Origin of the sequence: Rhizobium esperanzae (assembly GCF_014197615.1) — a bacterium.
GTDB classification, from domain to species: Bacteria; Pseudomonadota; Alphaproteobacteria; order Rhizobiales; family Rhizobiaceae; genus Rhizobium; species Rhizobium esperanzae_A.
Window position 1 is genome coordinate 183,556 of record NZ_JACIFY010000006.1, and the last position, 15,881, is coordinate 199,436.

Annotated in this window: 14 protein-coding genes and 1 pseudogene; 9 read left to right on the forward strand and 6 right to left on the reverse strand. The window is 60.2% G+C overall.

What is annotated here, in order from left to right:
- Positions 1–172: 172 nt before the first annotated feature.
- Positions 173–2,428, reverse strand: a complete 2,256-nt coding sequence (locus GGD57_RS10730) for a TonB-dependent hemoglobin/transferrin/lactoferrin family receptor (protein WP_184469492.1) — start codon at positions 2,426–2,428, stop codon at positions 173–175.
- Positions 2,429–2,677: 249 nt separating this feature from the next.
- On the opposite strand from GGD57_RS10730, the gene GGD57_RS10735 reads away from it, so the two are divergent.
- Positions 2,678–3,673 (forward strand): extensin-like domain-containing protein, encoded by a 996-nt coding sequence (locus GGD57_RS10735; protein ID WP_184469494.1) that lies wholly within the window; start codon positions 2,678–2,680, stop codon positions 3,671–3,673.
- A gap of 90 nt (positions 3,674–3,763) precedes the next feature.
- On the forward strand, positions 3,764–3,991 hold the full coding sequence (locus GGD57_RS10740) for a hypothetical protein (RefSeq protein WP_184469497.1): 228 nt from the start codon (positions 3,764–3,766) through the stop codon (positions 3,989–3,991).
- Here the strand turns inward: GGD57_RS10740 and GGD57_RS10745 are convergent.
- Positions 3,970–5,649 carry a formate--tetrahydrofolate ligase gene (locus GGD57_RS10745; protein ID WP_184469499.1) on the reverse strand — a complete coding sequence of 560 codons (1,680 nt, stop codon included), beginning with the start codon at positions 5,647–5,649 and terminating at the stop codon, positions 3,970–3,972. The two genes, GGD57_RS10740 and GGD57_RS10745, sit on opposite strands and share 22 nt — an antisense overlap.
- A gap of 156 nt (positions 5,650–5,805) precedes the next feature.
- On the opposite strand from GGD57_RS10745, the gene GGD57_RS10750 reads away from it, so the two are divergent.
- Positions 5,806–6,336: a TIGR00645 family protein gene (locus GGD57_RS10750; protein ID WP_184469501.1), complete on the forward strand. Its 531-nt coding sequence runs from the start codon at positions 5,806–5,808 to the stop codon at positions 6,334–6,336.
- 67 nt (positions 6,337–6,403) lie between these two features.
- Here GGD57_RS10750 and GGD57_RS10755 read toward each other — a convergent pair whose 3' ends face one another.
- A complete protein-coding gene (locus tag GGD57_RS10755) occupies positions 6,404–7,909 on the reverse strand; it encodes a hypothetical protein (RefSeq protein WP_246713592.1) in 1,506 nt (501 codons plus the stop codon).
- Here GGD57_RS10755 and GGD57_RS29135 point away from each other — a divergent pair.
- From GGD57_RS29135 to GGD57_RS10765, 3 genes and pseudogenes are all read left to right on the forward strand, one after another.
- The gene (locus GGD57_RS29135; RefSeq protein ID WP_246713593.1) at positions 7,896–8,225 is read left to right on the forward strand and encodes a hypothetical protein; all 330 of its coding nucleotides are present in this window, start codon (positions 7,896–7,898) and stop codon (positions 8,223–8,225) included. The genes GGD57_RS10755 and GGD57_RS29135 overlap by 14 nt on opposite strands.
- Before the next feature lie 149 nt (positions 8,226–8,374).
- Positions 8,375–9,100, forward strand: a complete 726-nt coding sequence (locus GGD57_RS10760) for a helix-turn-helix transcriptional regulator (protein ID WP_184469505.1) — start codon at positions 8,375–8,377, stop codon at positions 9,098–9,100.
- Between the two features lie 33 nt (positions 9,101–9,133).
- Positions 9,134–9,594 (forward strand): annotated as a pseudogene (locus tag GGD57_RS10765) (PAS domain-containing protein).
- An 11-nt stretch (positions 9,595–9,605) separates the two neighbouring features.
- On the opposite strand, the gene GGD57_RS10770 reads toward GGD57_RS10765, so the two are convergent.
- The 3 genes from GGD57_RS10770 to GGD57_RS10780 form a co-directional block, all read right to left on the reverse strand.
- Complete coding sequence (locus GGD57_RS10770) at positions 9,606–10,736, reverse strand: DUF2333 family protein (protein WP_184469507.1); 1,131 nt, start codon at positions 10,734–10,736, stop codon at positions 9,606–9,608.
- Positions 10,737–10,880: 144 nt separating this feature from the next.
- Positions 10,881–11,951, reverse strand: coding sequence for a hypothetical protein (locus tag GGD57_RS10775; protein WP_184469509.1), 1,071 nt, complete (start codon positions 11,949–11,951; stop codon positions 10,881–10,883).
- Positions 11,952–12,089: 138 nt separating this feature from the next.
- Positions 12,090–12,692 (reverse strand): thymidine kinase, encoded by a 603-nt coding sequence (locus tag GGD57_RS10780; protein WP_184469511.1) that lies wholly within the window; start codon positions 12,690–12,692, stop codon positions 12,090–12,092.
- Between the two features lie 236 nt (positions 12,693–12,928).
- Between GGD57_RS10780 and GGD57_RS10785 the strand changes: the two genes are divergently transcribed.
- The 3 genes from GGD57_RS10785 to choV all read left to right on the forward strand — a co-directional run bounded on the left by GGD57_RS10785 (position 12,929) and on the right by choV (position 15,854).
- The gene (locus GGD57_RS10785; RefSeq protein WP_184469513.1) at positions 12,929–13,885 is read left to right on the forward strand and encodes a choline ABC transporter substrate-binding protein; all 957 of its coding nucleotides are present in this window, start codon (positions 12,929–12,931) and stop codon (positions 13,883–13,885) included.
- A 74-nt stretch (positions 13,886–13,959) separates the two neighbouring features.
- Entirely contained in the window at positions 13,960–14,805 is an 846-nt protein-coding gene (choW, locus tag GGD57_RS10790) for a choline ABC transporter permease subunit (protein ID WP_085737978.1), read from the forward strand.
- Positions 14,802–15,854, forward strand: a complete 1,053-nt coding sequence (choV, locus tag GGD57_RS10795; protein WP_184469515.1) for a choline ABC transporter ATP-binding protein — start codon at positions 14,802–14,804, stop codon at positions 15,852–15,854. Before choW ends, choV begins: the two co-directional genes overlap by 4 nt.
- Positions 15,855–15,881: the final 27 nt, after the last annotated feature.

The window sequence follows — 15,881 nt, forward strand, 5'->3', positions numbered from 1 at the left end:
ACGATTGGTCGAGGCCGCCTTAGCGAGCCCACCACCAAACAGCAATGTTCAAGGACTTGATCATGGGAAAATTGTTAGCCTGAGATCGGCCATTGCGCAAGAGGCGATCGCGGGAATGAAAAGGGCGGCCCGAAAGCCACCCCTCCCCCAGCCTTGAAGGCCTCATCGGCAATCAGAAGGTCTTGGTGAGCGAGACTTTGAAGGTACGGCCCGGTTCGGAATACCAATCGCGCGGCTGCGACGCGGTTGCCGAGCTGAGATTGACGTCGCGCACGGCAAGCGCGTTGAAATATTCCTGGTCGAAGATGTTGTAGACTCCGGCTTGAACGCGCAGGCCCGGCAACTGTTCCGGCGTCCACCAGCCGGTCAGGTCGACGATTGCGTAGCCCGGCGCGTCGAAGGTCGTATCCGCGGTCGAGCCGACGGTGTTGAGATGGTCGGTGAGCATGCCGGCCGAAAGCGTCGAGGAAAGATCGAAGCCGAAGGTCTCGTTGCTCCAGCCGCCGCCGACGATCGCCTTGAAAGGTGCCACCGAGCGCAGGCGCTGGGTGGTGTCTTCGTTCCGGCCATAGGCATAGGCAAGCGAGGCATGCAGATTGATGCCGTTGTCGAACGTCTTGGCGGCGCTGGCTTCAATACCCGAGATCGTCGCCGCTGCCACATTCGTGTAATTGAACGTCGTGAATCCGGTCGAGTCGACGCTCGTCACCGTCTCGATGAAGTTCTGGTAACGTGTGTGGAAAAGCGCGACCCTGCCGATAACATCGCCCGTGTCAAAATTGGCACCGACTTCGATGCCGCGGCCGATTTCCGGCTCCAGATCAGGATTGCCAAGCTGGGCGTACCGGCCAGTGGGGTTGTAGAATCGGCTGTAGAGTTCGTCGACGGTCGGCGCACGGAAGCCGACCGCCAGTTGCATGTAGAGCTCTACATCAGGCGTCAGGTCGTATGCCGCAAGGATCTTCGGCGACAGAGCGGCTTCCGTTCGATCGCGAAGATCGCCGAAACGGGTAAGGCCGGTATTATTGGCAAAACCGCCATCGGTCGAGGGATCATAGTTGAACCAGTCGAAGCGGAAACCGGGTGTTAGCGTGAAGCCGGTATTGCCGATCTCGATCTTGTCCTCGACAACGAGCCCAAGGTTCTGGCTGTCGACATCAGGTACCTCCGCCTGATTGTTCAACGCCGGGCAAGTCGTCGACGTCGGGCAAAGGGCCCAGCTATATTGACTCCAGCTGGAAACGCCGACATCGAGGCCGACGCGAACGGAGTGACTGAGGCCGGAATATTCGAAATCCTTTGTCGCGGTGCCGCTGAAGCCCCAGGTTTCGTTTTCGATCTCGTTGTTACGGCCATAGGGAACATTGGCGGTCGTGCGGCCCCTGCTGCCGGCCTCCTTCTTCAAATCCAGCCAATAAAGCGTGGCGCGCGCACTGCTGAAGAACGCGTCGGAGGATTGTGCTTCATAATCATAATCGAGCGACACGCGATCGCGGTCACGCAGTTCGCGACCGTCATAATTGTCGATCATGAAGTTACGGGGGCTGACGCCCCCCTGAAGTTGCCGCAGGTCGGTTTTTAGATCCCAGCGGAACCGTTCCGCCGTCAAGCCGATGCGATGGCCGCCTTCCAGGTCCTGACGCAGTTTGAAGAGCAGATTGTTCTGATCGAAGTCAGCCGAATTCGCCTCGGTGCGGAGACGACCATAGCTGTCGTTATCGCCCATATTGTCGCGTTCATGGCCTTTGCGGTAGCCGCCCTGGAACAGGATCGAGGTGCCGCCGATCTTTTTGGCAGCGGCGGCCGAGCCGGAAATGCTGCGGTCTTCACTGTCATAGGTCGACTTGACGACCGCACCCCAGTCGCGGCCTTCCGGGATAAGATCTTCCGGCTCCAGCGTATTGAGAACGACGGCGCCGCCGAGCATGCCCGAACCACCCTTGCTCGAATCCGCGCCGCGCACGATATCGAGGGAAGACAGCGAATCGAAATCGAAGGTATCGCCGCCGCCATTGGCGTTGGCCGGCGCAAAAGCACCCTGGCGCGAGCTGTTCGAAATATAGGGGATCGGAATGCCGTCAATGGTCGTCAGGATGCGAGAGCCGGAAAGGCCGCGCAGGTTGAAGCCCGCGTCGGCGCGCGAATAGGTTACCCCTGCATCGACCCTGCGGCCGATATCGGCATAGTTGGTGACCTGTTTCTCTTCCAACTGCTTCTTGGTAATTTCGGTCGCAAGCGGCGTGTCGGCGACGCTGCCCGGCGCCACGCGTTTGCCCTTGACGACGATCTTCTGCAGGACGGTGCTGTCTTCTGCGGCGGCTTGCGGCGTCGTGGCCGGAGCGCTTTGCGCAAAAGACTGCGAAACAGGAAGAACAATAGTGGCTGCCGTGCAGACCAGAAGAACCGAACGCCAATACCGGACGATCATAACCTACCCTCTCAAGATGATACCGGGCTGGCTGGTCGTGGCGCGTCGAACGCTCGAGGGGCTGGCTGGGCTTTGCGAATGAAGACGCGGAATTTCGCCTTCTTTTCGCCGCATAAAAAACATGAGTAAATATGTCAAGATAGTATGGGGACTTATGTTGAATATTTTATTCAAGTTTCAATGATCTTTCCGGGCGTGGCGCAATTGCAACGAAAACCGCCACAATGCGTTATATCTTCCGCAATCGACATGACGGAACCGGATGCATTGAGAACACTTTCGATACTGGCAATCCTCGCCGCTACCGCCTTTCTTACCGGCGCCCGCCTGCCCCCGCACGGCCCCCTACCCCAACCTCGACCCGACGCCGGGGAGATGACAGCTCCCTCCCCGCTTCCTGATAAGACTGAACCGCCTGCGCCGGATGATGTACCGGCACCTCAGCCAAAACCTGACGTGAAAGAGCCGACGACACCCGCGCCCGACCAGCCGACGGCGCCCCCAACCGAACCGACAAAGCCCGAACCAGCAAAACCCGAACGGGCAAAGCCGGAGCCGTCAGAACCGATGCAAGGCCCGCCGCTGCCGCCGGGCGGGCTCTCAAGCCCGCAGACGCCAGCAGAAGAAAACAAGCCGCCTGCCGAACAGACGCTCGAAGAGCAGCATCTGACGATCGAACCGGAAAGTGACGCGGAACACGCCGAATGCACCGCCGCACTCCAGGCCTTGGGCGTCACCTTCAAGGAAGCGCCGCGCATCGACGACGGCAACGGCTGCGGCATCGACAAGCCGATCACCGTCTCCGAAGCCCTGCCCGGCATCAAGCTGAAGCCTGAAGCGACGATGCGCTGCCCGGCCGCACTTGCCCTTGCTCGCTGGATGAAGGAGAGCGTTATTCCGGCGGCCTCGGCCGCCCTGCCGGAACAGGGCCGCATCACCACAGTCAACCAGGCAACGTCCTATATGTGCCGCCTGCGCAACAGCGCCGAAACAGGCAAGATCTCCGAACATGCTCGCGGCAACGCCATCGATATTGCAAGCTTCCATTTCGAAAAGGGCGAGGATGTCGCTGTCCGCTCCCGCCGCGAGGATCCGACGCTGACCGGCGCCTTCCAGCGCACCGTCAGCGCCGCGGGCTGTCTCTATTTCACCACCGTCCTCGACCCCGAAAGCGACGCCGCCCACGAAACCCATTTCCATCTCGACGTCATCGAGCGAAAGGGCGGCTATCGCTATTGCCATTGATGGTTTCGGCGCTAGCGATTTCCGCTTGAATCCGGCTGTGAAATACCCAAATCGAAGCTGCAGGATGTTGCGGAGAAGGATCAGCAGCCAATGAAGATCATAGGGAACGTGATCGCGGTTCTCATCATCGTCGCCGTCGGTTTCATCTTCACCGGCGAATTACATTGGTTCCTGGCGATAGGAATGCTGTTGATTGGCGTGCTGCAAAGCCTTTTCATTTGGCTGTTCATCGATCCGGATTTTGAAAAGGGCTTTCAACGCCGCTTGGCTGAGCGCTATGGCAAGCCATCCCCCGATCAGAACAACCCCTCGATATAACCCTGGTCGTTCAGGAAGATCCGTTCCGCCGAGGGTGATTTCGGCAGGCCGGGCATTGTCATGATCTCGCCGGTGATGGCGACGACGAAGCCGGCTCCGGCTGACAGCCGCACCTCCCGCACCGAGACGATATGGCCTTCCGGCGCGCCGCGCAGGTTCGGGTCGGTGGAGAAGGAATATTGCGTCTTCGCCATGCAGACCGGCAGCTTGCCGTACCCCTGCTCCTCCCATGTCTGCAACTGGTCGCGCACCGCCTTGTCGGCCGTCACCTCACCCGCATGGTAGATCTTCGAGGCGACGATCTCGATCTTTTCGAACAGTGAAAGGTCGTCGCCGTAGAGCGGCTGAAATTTCGCCTGGCCCGAATCGACCAGTTCCACCACCTTGTGCGCCAGTTCCTCGATGCCGGCCGAGCCCTTCGCCCAGTGCTGGCAGAGGATCGCTTCGGCGCCGAGCCTCGAAACGAATTCCTTCACCGCGGCGATCTCGGCATCGGTATCCGTGACGAAATGATTGATCGCGACGACCACGGGCACGCCGAAGCGGCGCACATTGGCCACATGCCGGCCGAGATTGGCGCAGCCCTTCTTCAGCGCCGCGACATCCTCCGTGCCGAGATTTTCCTTCTTCACACCGCCATTCATCTTCAGCGCCCTGACGGTCGCGACGATGACGGCCGCATCCGGCTTCAGACCGGCCTTGCGGCACTTGATGTCGAAGAATTTCTCCGCTCCCAGATCGGCCCCGAAGCCTGCTTCCGTCACCACATAATCGCCGAGCTTCAGCGCCGTCTTCGTCGCCGTCACCGAATTGCAGCCATGGGCGATGTTGGCGAAGGGGCCGCCGTGTACGAAGGCCGGATTGTTTTCCAGCGTCTGCACGAGGTTCGGCTGCATCGCATCCTTCAAGAGCACCGCCATGGCGCCGTCGGCTTTCAGATCACGCGCATGCACCGGCGTCCTGTCGAAGCGGTAGCCGATGATGATGTCGCCGAGCCGCCGCTCCAGATCCTTGAGATCGGTGGCGAGGCAGAGGATCGCCATCACTTCGGAGGCGACGGTGATATCGAACCCGCCCTGGCGCGGAAAGCCGTTGGCGACGCCGCCGAGCGAGGAGACCATGCTGCGCAGCGCCCGGTCGTTCATATCCATGACTCGCCGCCAGGTGATGCGGCGGATGTCGATATTCTCTTCATTGCCCCAGTAGATGTGATTGTCGATCATCGCCGCCAGCAGATTGTGTGCCGAGGTGATCGCATGGAAATCGCCGGTGAAATGCAGGTTGATGTCTTCCATCGGCACGACCTGCGCATAACCGCCGCCGGCAGCCCCGCCCTTGACGCCGAAGCAGGGGCCGAGCGAAGCCTCGCGGATGCAGACGATCGCTTTCTTGCCGATCCGGTTCAGTCCGTCACCAAGCCCGACAGTGGTCGTCGTCTTGCCCTCGCCCGCCGGTGTCGGATTGATCGCGGTGACGAGGATCAGCTTGCCGTCCTTTTTGCCCGCCTGGCCGGCGATGAACTCGGCGCTGACCTTTGCCTTGTCGTGACCATAGGGGACGAGTTGCTCGGCCGGAATGTCGAGCTTCGCCCCGATCTCGAAGATCGGCTTCTTGGCTGCGGCGCGCGCGATCTCGATATCGGATTTGATGGATGGCATCGATGTCCCTCGTCCCGGCCTCCGCAGGCGCGAAGGCGTTTGTCCTCGTCAATGGGATATCGAAATATCGGCAAGCTGTGAATAGTGCTCGCCTTGCGGCCGCCCCGCTGGACGGCTATGTGGCGGGCAACGATCGCGGTTTGACAGGATGAAGACATGAAAGCACTGGAATTGATCATCGAGCGCATCATCCTGTCGAGCCGCTGGATCCTCGTCGCCTTCTATATAGGCTTGGTACTGGCGCTCGCCGTCTATGCCGTTTCCTTCGGCTACAAGCTCCTGAAGATCGCCTCCGGCGTCTTTGCCCTCGATGAGGCGGAGATGATCCTTGCCATGCTCAGCCTGATCGATGCGGCCCTTGTCGCAAGCCTGATCGTCATGGTGATGATCTCGGGTTACGAGAATTTCGTCAGCCGCTTCGACGAGGCCAGTGAAGCCGACAACGAAGTCTCCTTTCTCGGCAAGCTCGATTCAGGCAGCCTGAAGATCAAGGTCGCCTCCTCGATCGTCGCCATCTCCTCCATCCACCTGCTCCAGGTCTTTCTCAATGCCGACAAATACGAGGACGGCAAGATCATGTGGCTGACGCTCATGCACCTCGCCTTCGTCGCCTCCGCCGTCATGCTCGGCTTCCTGGAGAAGCTGATGAGCGCGACGTCGAAGAATGATTTGAAGGACAAGGGATAAAGGCACGACGAACTGGCCGTTCCGTCAGTGTGTGGGAAAATCGCCTTTTAAGGCGTTCTCTTCCGCATCAATTCGAGGCCGTAGCAGGAACGATCTCTGCCGCAGCTTTTCCGGGGCATTGAAGACTTTCCTTGGCATCGGGTCCACACAGGCGATCGCCGGGCTCATCGCCATAAGGGATGATGCCATTGACGATGCCGAGCTCGAGCGCCTGAGCTCGAGGAATATCCTTTCGCTCGATCGGGGTCGCGAGCATCATCGTCTTGAAAGACTCGGTATTGACGCCCATCTCGTCGACATAGGCGAAGAATTTCGTAGCTTCAGCCGCCGTGGGTCTCGCAAAGCCGATATCGGAATATCCGATAATCCGCGGCGTTCCGCTCATCAAGACGAGAGTACATGTCGAAAGGCAGTATGCGCCGCCCGCAGAGACCTCTCCTCCGGTCGGTCCGCTTTTGGCCATGCTCGCCTTGCAACGCGGGTTCAGCGTCGGGCAGTTCGGCAACCGCGTTCTGCCAACCGAGGTCTCCAGACCGGCAGCACGGATCATGCGCCCCATTGCGAAAGCCGCATCCATGTCCCCGCCATTGGACTGAAGGACGATCGGCAGCTTTCTGTCGCCGAGTGTCTTCAAAATCGCCTTCAGCCGAGCCGGTGTATCGGGCGCGATGTCTCCCTCCGCAGAAATCCACTGCGTGCACTCCTCCTGGCAATTGCCATGATACATCAGGAGAAAGTCCATCGAATGGGGTGTCGGCAGTTTGTCGCTTGCGGCTGCAGCCCGCGCGAGCGCATCGACCGCCGAACGGCTGTGGCAGACGGCATCGGCGGCTGCACCCGGCATGCAGAGCGGCATGCCGGGCCACTCATTGTAAGCCAGCATGTCGGTGTTCAGCCCCATGCGAAGTGCATCCGCGGGCGGTACGATCGTGATACGATCCGGAGCCGTGCTCATCATCAAAGCGATCAGATCGCCGCTGACGCCCATCTCCTTCAAATAGGTCGTCAGGGCAGCGGTAGCCTTCTTGCCGAGCTTGGTGGAACTGCTCTGCCCCACCGCCTTGCGTCCAACTTCCTTACGGGAAATTTCCTGCTTCTTGCCGTTCACGATCTTGTATTCGATACGATAGGAAATCCGCACCTTATTGTAGACGGTCGTGATCTGGTGCACGCCGATGAAGGCCCATTGCGACGAGACGCGCGAGGTGCCGCCGGCGAAGGCCAGGGGACATGCGGAAAAACAGTATGCACCATCCGAATAGGTGACGCCGGCCGAGCTGCCATCCTTTGCGATAGCCGCGGCGCAAAGCGCATCATCCGCCGGGCAGTCCTTCAGTCGGGTGCCCCCGACGGCTGTTTCCAGGCCTGCCTTGCGGATCATCCGGCCCATCGCATAGGCAGCATCCACCTCGCCACCTTCCGACTGGAAGACGACGGGCAGTTTCCGGTCTCCGATTTTCTTCAGAACTTTTCTGAGCTGGGCGGGAGTATCGGAGGTTATCCGCCCCTCTGCCGAGATCCATTCAGGACAGTCTTCCATGCAGAGGAGGCTGCGTACAATGATGAAACGCATCGGGGGCTGCCCCGTCTGGTTCTTCTGCTCGGCGGCCTGCGAGGTCGCGGCCCCGATCGGCAAGCTCAGAAAAAATAAGGCAAGTAATATCAGAGAAAACAGATGCTTCATAAAAACAAAAATTGCAAAGCGCACGATTAAATCGCCTCATTTATACATGGCAGCAGGCTTAGCAATTGCACTGAACCGCAGCAGTCGCATTTCGATGGCCGTGTCGCCCAGCCTCTTTCCCGAAGTGATTCTCTTTCTATCTGGTCCGAGAGAATTCACGGTTATCCACTCGCATACAATGTTACCGATACCAAAACGCTACTAGTATCAGTGATAGCTCAACCGAGGCGCGCGCAATTGTGACTAATTCTTCACAATTTGGGTCAATCGGCTTGCCTGAAGGCAATTGGGACTAGCATCCCAAGGGTTTTCCGTATTTGATAGCGGTAACATTAGGCTGCCGGGGGCGTACGAATGTCTTACATGACCACCTCTGAAAGACAGTCATTGCTTTCGGCAGAGCTTGCTGTTGCACGAACGCGCAGTCTGTTTGCACAGGCGCTAGGCAGGGTCTCGGCAGCCTTCGGATTGTCGCATGCGACGCTGATGCACGCCCCTTCTCCCGAAGACCTCCTGCTGAGGCCCCTGCTGATCGAAACGTCGCTTCCGACCGCCTATATCAGAGAGTTCGACCGCGCCCATATGATGCGCGGCTGTCCATTTGGCCTGCGACTAAGGGAGTCCGCAGTCCCGCCGGTTTGGCACCTCAACGACGCCGTCAATGGTCAGGCCTTCCCGGCTGAATTGCGTGCCTTGATGCTGCGCCACGCCATACCGGCAGGCGTTGCCATGCCGACCATTACTGCCGACGGTCAGCGCTTGGTCTTCTGGTTCTGCGGCGAGCGCGCCGCACTTGGCCAGAGCGAAGTCAATGAACTGGCAATGATCATCCTGCATGCACTCGATGCGTATAATGCAGTGAAGCGCAATGAGGAATGCACGCATAACGCGCTATCGATCCGAGAGCTGGAAGTTGTGCGCTGGACCGCCCAGGGCAAGACCTCGATCGAAATCGGCCAGATTCTGACCCTCTCGGACCATACGGTGAACGCCTATATGACGAACGCGATCAAAAAACTTGATTGCGTCAACCGTACCCAGTTGGTCGCGAAGGCAATTCGATTGAAGCTGATCAACTGAGAGTCGGCACGTCGTCCCGTGATCTGGGGTATCGTGTCTTTTCGCTTCGAACAGCCCGTCACTGACAAGGCAGAGCAGCCCCGCGCCCACATCGGCATCACCGATGCGGAGATCGTCCAGATGTTTGCCGCCCATCGCCTTTCGGCGTCTGGCGCATCGACATCGAAACAGGACATTTCTTCGCAAGCGAGGATGTACACACGATCTTCGACCTCCCTTATGGCAACGGCCCCGTCAACCTGACGGAACTGATGTCGCGCATCCACGAGGAAGATCGCAGCCTGATCGCCCAGACCTTCGAAGAGGCGAGCCTTCACGGCCTCGGCTTCCATTTCGTCTACCGCATCGACAACCGGCTTGGCGGCTACAAACTGGTACGCAGCGTCGGCCGCTTTCGTGATGATGAAAGCGGCGGCAGCATCGTCGGCATCCCTTACGAGTTCGTCGAGAAGCTGCGCGTCGTCGGCTTCGAGGACAATATGATACCCCGCTAATTCGGTAATGCTCAGCGATCGAGCACCGAGCGGATTTCCACCAGGTTCGAACGCACTCTGAGAATATAGAAGCCCATGGTGGCGAGGTGACTCGGCATGATCCACCCATCTTCGCGCCCGTTCGAGATGATCGCCGGCTGAATGCGCAGTGCTGCCTGGAACTGCCGCGTCGTGCCGCTCCAGATCGCGCCGAGATTACGCTCCTGCACCACCTGCGAGAAATCCGCCTGCGCAGCGGTCAGGATGGCGTAATAGGCATAGAGCTGGCCGTAGGCGAACCAGAACCGGTCGTCGGCGCGCGTATCGAACCAGCCGCGATTGTGGTGCTCCGAGCGTTCGGCGAGCATGTCGGAGGTACTGCCGAGATCGTTGGCGATGCGGTCGATGAACTGCATCAGATTGTCGGCGCGGCCATCGAAAATGGCATTGCAGGCGGCGAGATCGGTGTTGAACTTGCGCAGGTCTCCGATTGCCGTGCGATAGAAGGAAGGCGTCGGCGTCTTCGGGCCGAAGGGATTGAGCCCAAAATACCAGCTGTATTCGTCGAACTGCAGATTGCCTCGCGCACGCTGCAGATCGTTGTTGATGCCCGACGTGCCGCGCACGCGCCCGAGCGTATCGACAAGCTCCGCCGACGTCCGGCGGACCGCCTGGTTGATGCCACGCTGGAACGAGGCCTTGTTATCGAGGAAGGGCGTATGATCCCAGTCAATGCCGAAGAAGCCCGCCTTGTAGAGCAACATGGAGGATATCCATGCATTCTGGTTGACATTGAAATCGGTCAGGTCGGCCGTAACGTCGACGATGGCCGAACGCTGGCAGGTCTTGGCGGCCGCCGTCCCGGCTCCCTCGGCCGCAGGCAGCTCCTGCCCGGCGGGAACCTTGCGTTCGGAAAGCCGGTACTGGTCGACGAAGGCGGTGTTGAAATTCGTCCAGACCTGCGTCTGCCAGAAGAAATAGCCGTAAAGCACGACGAAGAGCGCCACGAATGCGACAACCGGCAGCCGGATCATCCAGCTCCGGCGCTGATACCAGCCATGCGCGGCAAGAAAGGGCCAGAAGGCCCAGGCGGAAAACAGGCGGGCCCAGCGACCGATCATTTGGCCGATCAGTCTGAAAAAACCGGCTATCCGGTCAAACATCGTCGTCTCCTGTCAGGCGAGGCGAACATCAGGACATTTCGGCCCTTTGCATCACATATGCGCTGGATGGGCCGAGCACAACACGAGGACTTCGATTTTCCGAAGCGCTCGTCGCGCAAAAGCGCGCGAACCGCACCCCGCGGCTCAGGAACGCGGGAAAGGCAGGCTGAAACGGAACGACCTGCGCGCCGTGTCGATGAGAGGCGCTCCCGATGTTTCCGGCGGTTCGGCATAGGCCGGAAACCTTCGGGCGGCCTCGAGATCGGCGCGGCTCTTGCGCCGCTCCAGATCCTGGGCGACCAGCATGCCCTTCTCGAACAGCCTGATCGGCGGGGCGATATCGGGAAAGAGTTCCGGCTTGATCCGCATCTTCATGCCCGGCCGGTCGGTATCGACCTGCGCCTGGTAGATGATCAGCCGCTCCTCGACGTCGATCATCAGCTTGCGCAGCAGCACGTTGCAGGCGGCGATCCGGCCGTTCAGCGAATCGACAAAGGCCTGAAACAGGCCGATGAAACGCTCGCGCCGCTGGCTTTCGTCGCGCATCTCGTGCTCCTCGGCTGAAATCCGCTCGGCTTCCGCCTTCAGCGCCCGCCGTTCGGCCTCCATCTGCTCCCAATGCGCCCTGTTGCCGTAGACGCCGATCCGGCCCTGGGTTGTCAGCGCCTTGGCGTTGAGCTCCTTCATCTTGAGGCGGGCGATATCGATGGAATCGACCAGCCGGCGCCGTTGCTCGACGATATCGACGAGGCCGCGTTCGGCTGCCTTGTGACATTCAACGATCGAGCTGCGCTGGCCGGCGATCAGCCTGGCGAGCGCATCCGATTTCGCCAGAAGGTCGAGCAGCCGTTCAATCACCGGCGCCTCGCGCACGCGTTCGGTATACATGCGCCACATCCGCTGCCGCGAGGTCCAGCCGGCCATTTTTTCGCGCAGCGTCAGGCCGCGGAACCTGTCGAGATCGGCCGAAACCTCGGCCGTCATCCGGTCGAGCGAAAAGACCAGTTCGGCCAGCAACGCATCCAACGCCGCATTGTCTGCGATATGGGCCTGGAACCGACCATTCTGTTCGAGAAAGATCTCGTCGGCCGACCGCGTTTCGTCGCCATTGAAGGCACGGATGCAGGCCACGCAATAGGCTCCGTCGGCCGCAATCCTGTCGGCAAGGCCGCCTGCGGCTTCGTATTGGCTATCGAATGGCGGAGGTTTGCGCACCAGGCTCTCCAGGGAATCTCATGCTTGCCAAGCTAGAGCAATTCCGGGAAAAGTGCGAAGTGGTTTTCCGTCCGGCATTGCGTAAAATAAAGCCACATCGCTTGCCGCACCAAAGAAACGGGCGACGACGTCCCGACCTCAGACCGGCTCGGCGATCCAGGCCCCGTTCATCGCTTCATCCCAATGCCTGCGGCAGAGCGAGACATATTTCTCATTGCCGCCGACATCGATCTGCGCACCTTCGTGCAGCACTTTCCCTGCCGCGTCGAGCCGCACCACCATCGTCGCCTTGCGCCCGCAATGACAGATCGTGCGCACCTCGCGCATTTCATCGGCGATCGCCAGCAGTTCCTGCGAAGCCGGAAACAGCTTGCCCTGGAAATCGGTTCTGAGCCCGTAGACCATCACGGGAATGCCGAGCCTGTCGACGACCCGGGCAAGCTGCCAGACATGGACAGGCGTCATGAAATGCGCCTCGTCGACGAAGACGCAGGCGATCGGCGCCCCTTCTCCGCTCAGTGTCGCGATCAGCCGGAACAGGTCCTCGTCCGGCTCGAAGGGAATGGCGCTCGCCTCCAGCCCGATCCGCGAACCGATGACGCCGCGGCCGGTGCGCTCGTCGAAAGCGGCGATCAGCTGCACCGTGCGCATGCCGCGCTCCTGATAATTATAGGAGGCCTGCAGCAGCATCGTCGACTTGCCGGCGTTCATCGTCGAGTAGTTGAAATAGAGTTTTGCCATCCGATTTCTCCTTAAACGGTCTATTGAAAGCTCGAACAGGCAAAGAAAAGCCCCGTAGCGGCAATAATCACAGGAATCGACGCCCGGAAACCGCTGAAAGCCTCGAAAACCGGGCAGAGCGAAAAATCTGCAGACGTCGCAATCGCACCCGTCGATACGACGCAAACACACTGAGGTCGCTTGTCAAACTGGGCTATTGGTGATTGGCTTGGGGACCTAAAGACTGGGAGTCTAAAATGAAAACAACAAGCGCATTCAAACTTGTCACTGCAACTGCCGTCGCCGCCCTTTCCGTTGCGACAGCCGCTTTCGCCGCCGATCCCGACAGCTGCTCCACCGTCCACTTCTCGGATGTCGGCTGGACTGACATCACCGCCACCACGGCTACCGCATCCGTCGTCCTGAAGAGCATCGGCTATCAGACCGACGTCAAGGTTCTCTCGGTGCCGGTCACCTATACCTCGCTGAAGAACAAGGACATCGACATCTTCCTCGGCAACTGGATGCCGACGCAGGAAAAGGACGTCCGTCCCTATCTCGACGACAAGTCGGTCGAATCCTTCGGCCCTAACCTCGTCGGCGCCAAGTACACGCTCGCCACCAACGCCAAGGGCGCGGAACTCGGCATCAAGGACTTCAAGGATATCGCCGCCCATAAGGACGATCTCGACGGCAAGATCTACGGCATCGAGCCCGGCAATGACGGCAACCGCCTCGTCATGGACATGATCGAAAAGAACACTTTCGGCCTTAAGGATATGGAAGTCGTCGAATCCTCAGAACAGGGCATGCTCGCCCAGGTCGCCCGTGCCGATAAGGCCGGTAAGCCCGTCGTCTTCCTCGGATGGGAACCCCATCCGATGAACACCAACTTCAAGCTCACCTATCTCACCGGCGGCGATGATATCTTCGGCCCCGACTTCGGCGGCGCCAAGGTCTTTACCAACGTACGCGCCGGTTACCTCGACGCATGCCCTAACATCGGCAAGATGCTGAAGAACCTGACGTTCTCCCTCGACATGGAGAACCACATCATGGGCAAGATTCTCAATGACGGCAAAGAGCCGGAAGCTGCGGCTTCCGAATGGCTGAAGGCCAATCCTTCCGCCATCGAGCCCTGGCTCGCCGGCGTAACGACCCGCGACGGCAAGGGCGACGCACTGGCGGCCGCCAAGACCGGCCTCGGCCTTTGATGATATGAACGGGGCGGCTCGCCGCCCCGTTTCATTTTTGTCCCATTGTTGATTTTTTCTGGATAGGCGCGCTCTTGAATTGGATCACCGACTTTAAGATTCCCATCGGCCCTTTGGCCAAGTCCTTCGTGGATTGGTTGACCTCGAACGGCGAGTGGTTCTTCAATCAGCTGGCATTCCTGCTGTCGAGCGCCATAGACGGCCTGCTCTTCGTCCTGCAGAAGCCGCACCCGCTGATCGTGATCGCTGCCATCACCGCCATCGCCTTTTGGCTGCGGCGGTCGATCGCGATCGCCGCCTTCACCTGTCTTGGGCTGCTGCTCATCGTGAACCAGGACTATTGGAAGGAGACGACGGAGACGCTCGCCCTCGTGCTCGCCGCCACCTTCGTCTGTATGGTGATCGGCATTCCGCTCGGGATTGCCGCCGCCCGCCGGCCTTGGGTCTATGCCGCCATGCGCCCGGTGCTCGATCTCATGCAGACGATCCCGACATTCGTCTATCTGATCCCGGCGCTGATCCTGTTCGGCCTCGGCATGGTGCCAGGCCTGATCGCGACCGTCATCTTCGCGATCCCTGCCCCCATCCGGCTGACACGCCTCGGCATCATCTCGACGCCGCCATCCCTCGTCGAAGCAGCCGTCGCCTTCGGGGCGCGGCCGATGCAGGTGCTGCGCAAGGTTGAGCTCCCCTTCGCCGCGCCGCAGATCATGGCCGGCCTCACCCAGACCATCATGCTGTCGCTGTCGATGGTCGTCATCGCGGCACTCGTCGGCGCTCCCGGACTTGGCGTGCCTGTCGTGCGCGCGCTGAACACTGTCAACATCGCCAAAGGCTTCGATGCAGGTTTCTGTATCGTCATCCTCGCGATCATTCTCGACCGCATATTCCGCGCAGGCGACGAAGGAGACGGCGCATGACAGCGATAGACTTCAAGAATGTCAGCATCATCTTCGGCGACCGGCCGGAAACCGCCCTTGCCATGGCCGACCAGGGCAAAACGCGCGACGAGATCGGTGCTGCGACCGGCCTGGTGCTGGGCGTCGCCAATGCCTCGCTGACCATCGAGGAAGGCGAAATCCTCGTGCTGATGGGCCTTTCCGGTTCGGGCAAATCGACGCTGCTGCGCGCTGTCAACGGGCTCGCTCCGGTGGTGCGCGGCGACGTTTCGGTCTCCACGAACACAGGCCCCGTCAACCCTTACAAATGCAGTGCCAAGGCCCTGCGCGACCTGCGCACCCATACCGTCTCCATGGTGTTCCAGCAGTTCGCCCTCCTGCCCTGGCGCACGGTCGCGGAGAATGTCGGCTTCGGGCTTGAGCTCGCCGGCATGCCGGAGGCTGAACGCAAAGTCCGCATCGGCGAGCAGCTCGAACTCGTCAATCTGACGAAATGGGCGGATCGCAAGGTCAACGAACTCTCAGGCGGCATGCAGCAGCGCGTCGGGCTTGCCCGCGCCTTTGCCACCGGCGCCCCGATCCTGCTCATGGACGAGCCTTTCTCGGCGCTCGACCCGTTGATCCGCACCCGCCTGCAGGATGAGCTTCTGGAGTTCCAGCGGCGGCTGAAGAAGACCATTCTCTTCGTCAGCCACGATCTCGACGAGGCCTTCCGCATCGGCAACCGTATCGCCATCATGGAGGGCGGGCGGATCATCCAGTGCGGGACGCCGCACGACATCGTCAAGAACCCCGCCGATCAGTATGTCGCCGATTTCGTGCAGCATCTCAATCCGATCAACATGCTGACGGCGGCCGACGTGATGCAGCCCGGCCTCGGCCAGACCGCCGCCGGCATGAGCGTCAGCGCGACGGCCCGTGCCGCCACCCCGCTCGTCGATGTCCTCGACGTACTCGCCCGCCAGCCGGGCAGCATCGGCATCGTGGAAAACGGCGCGGTTATCGGCACCATCACCGCCCAGGATATCGTCGCCGGCCTCACCCGCCATCGTCGTAAGGAGGACGCTTGATGTTTTCGGTCCGCTTTGCCACAAAGC

Coding starts and splice junctions, on each gene's coding strand:
- GGD57_RS10750 (WP_184469501.1), top strand. CDS start 5,806: ATGAAAGCACTGGAATTGATCATCGAGCGCATCATCCTGTCGAGCCGC.
- GGD57_RS10735 (WP_184469494.1), top strand. CDS start 2,678: ATGACGGAACCGGATGCATTGAGAACACTTTCGATACTGGCAATCCTC.
- GGD57_RS10730 (WP_184469492.1), bottom strand. CDS start 2,428: ATGATCGTCCGGTATTGGCGTTCGGTTCTTCTGGTCTGCACGGCAGCC.
- GGD57_RS29135 (WP_246713593.1), top strand. CDS start 7,896: ATGATGAAACGCATCGGGGGCTGCCCCGTCTGGTTCTTCTGCTCGGCG.
- GGD57_RS10755 (WP_246713592.1), bottom strand. CDS start 7,909: ATGCGTTTCATCATTGTACGCAGCCTCCTCTGCATGGAAGACTGTCCT.
- GGD57_RS10745 (WP_184469499.1), bottom strand. CDS start 5,649: ATGCCATCCATCAAATCCGATATCGAGATCGCGCGCGCCGCAGCCAAG.
- choV (WP_184469515.1), top strand. CDS start 14,802: ATGACAGCGATAGACTTCAAGAATGTCAGCATCATCTTCGGCGACCGG.
- GGD57_RS10785 (WP_184469513.1), top strand. CDS start 12,929: ATGAAAACAACAAGCGCATTCAAACTTGTCACTGCAACTGCCGTCGCC.
- GGD57_RS10760 (WP_184469505.1), top strand. CDS start 8,375: ATGTCTTACATGACCACCTCTGAAAGACAGTCATTGCTTTCGGCAGAG.
- GGD57_RS10780 (WP_184469511.1), bottom strand. CDS start 12,692: ATGGCAAAACTCTATTTCAACTACTCGACGATGAACGCCGGCAAGTCG.
- GGD57_RS10740 (WP_184469497.1), top strand. CDS start 3,764: ATGAAGATCATAGGGAACGTGATCGCGGTTCTCATCATCGTCGCCGTC.
- GGD57_RS10770 (WP_184469507.1), bottom strand. CDS start 10,736: ATGTTTGACCGGATAGCCGGTTTTTTCAGACTGATCGGCCAAATGATC.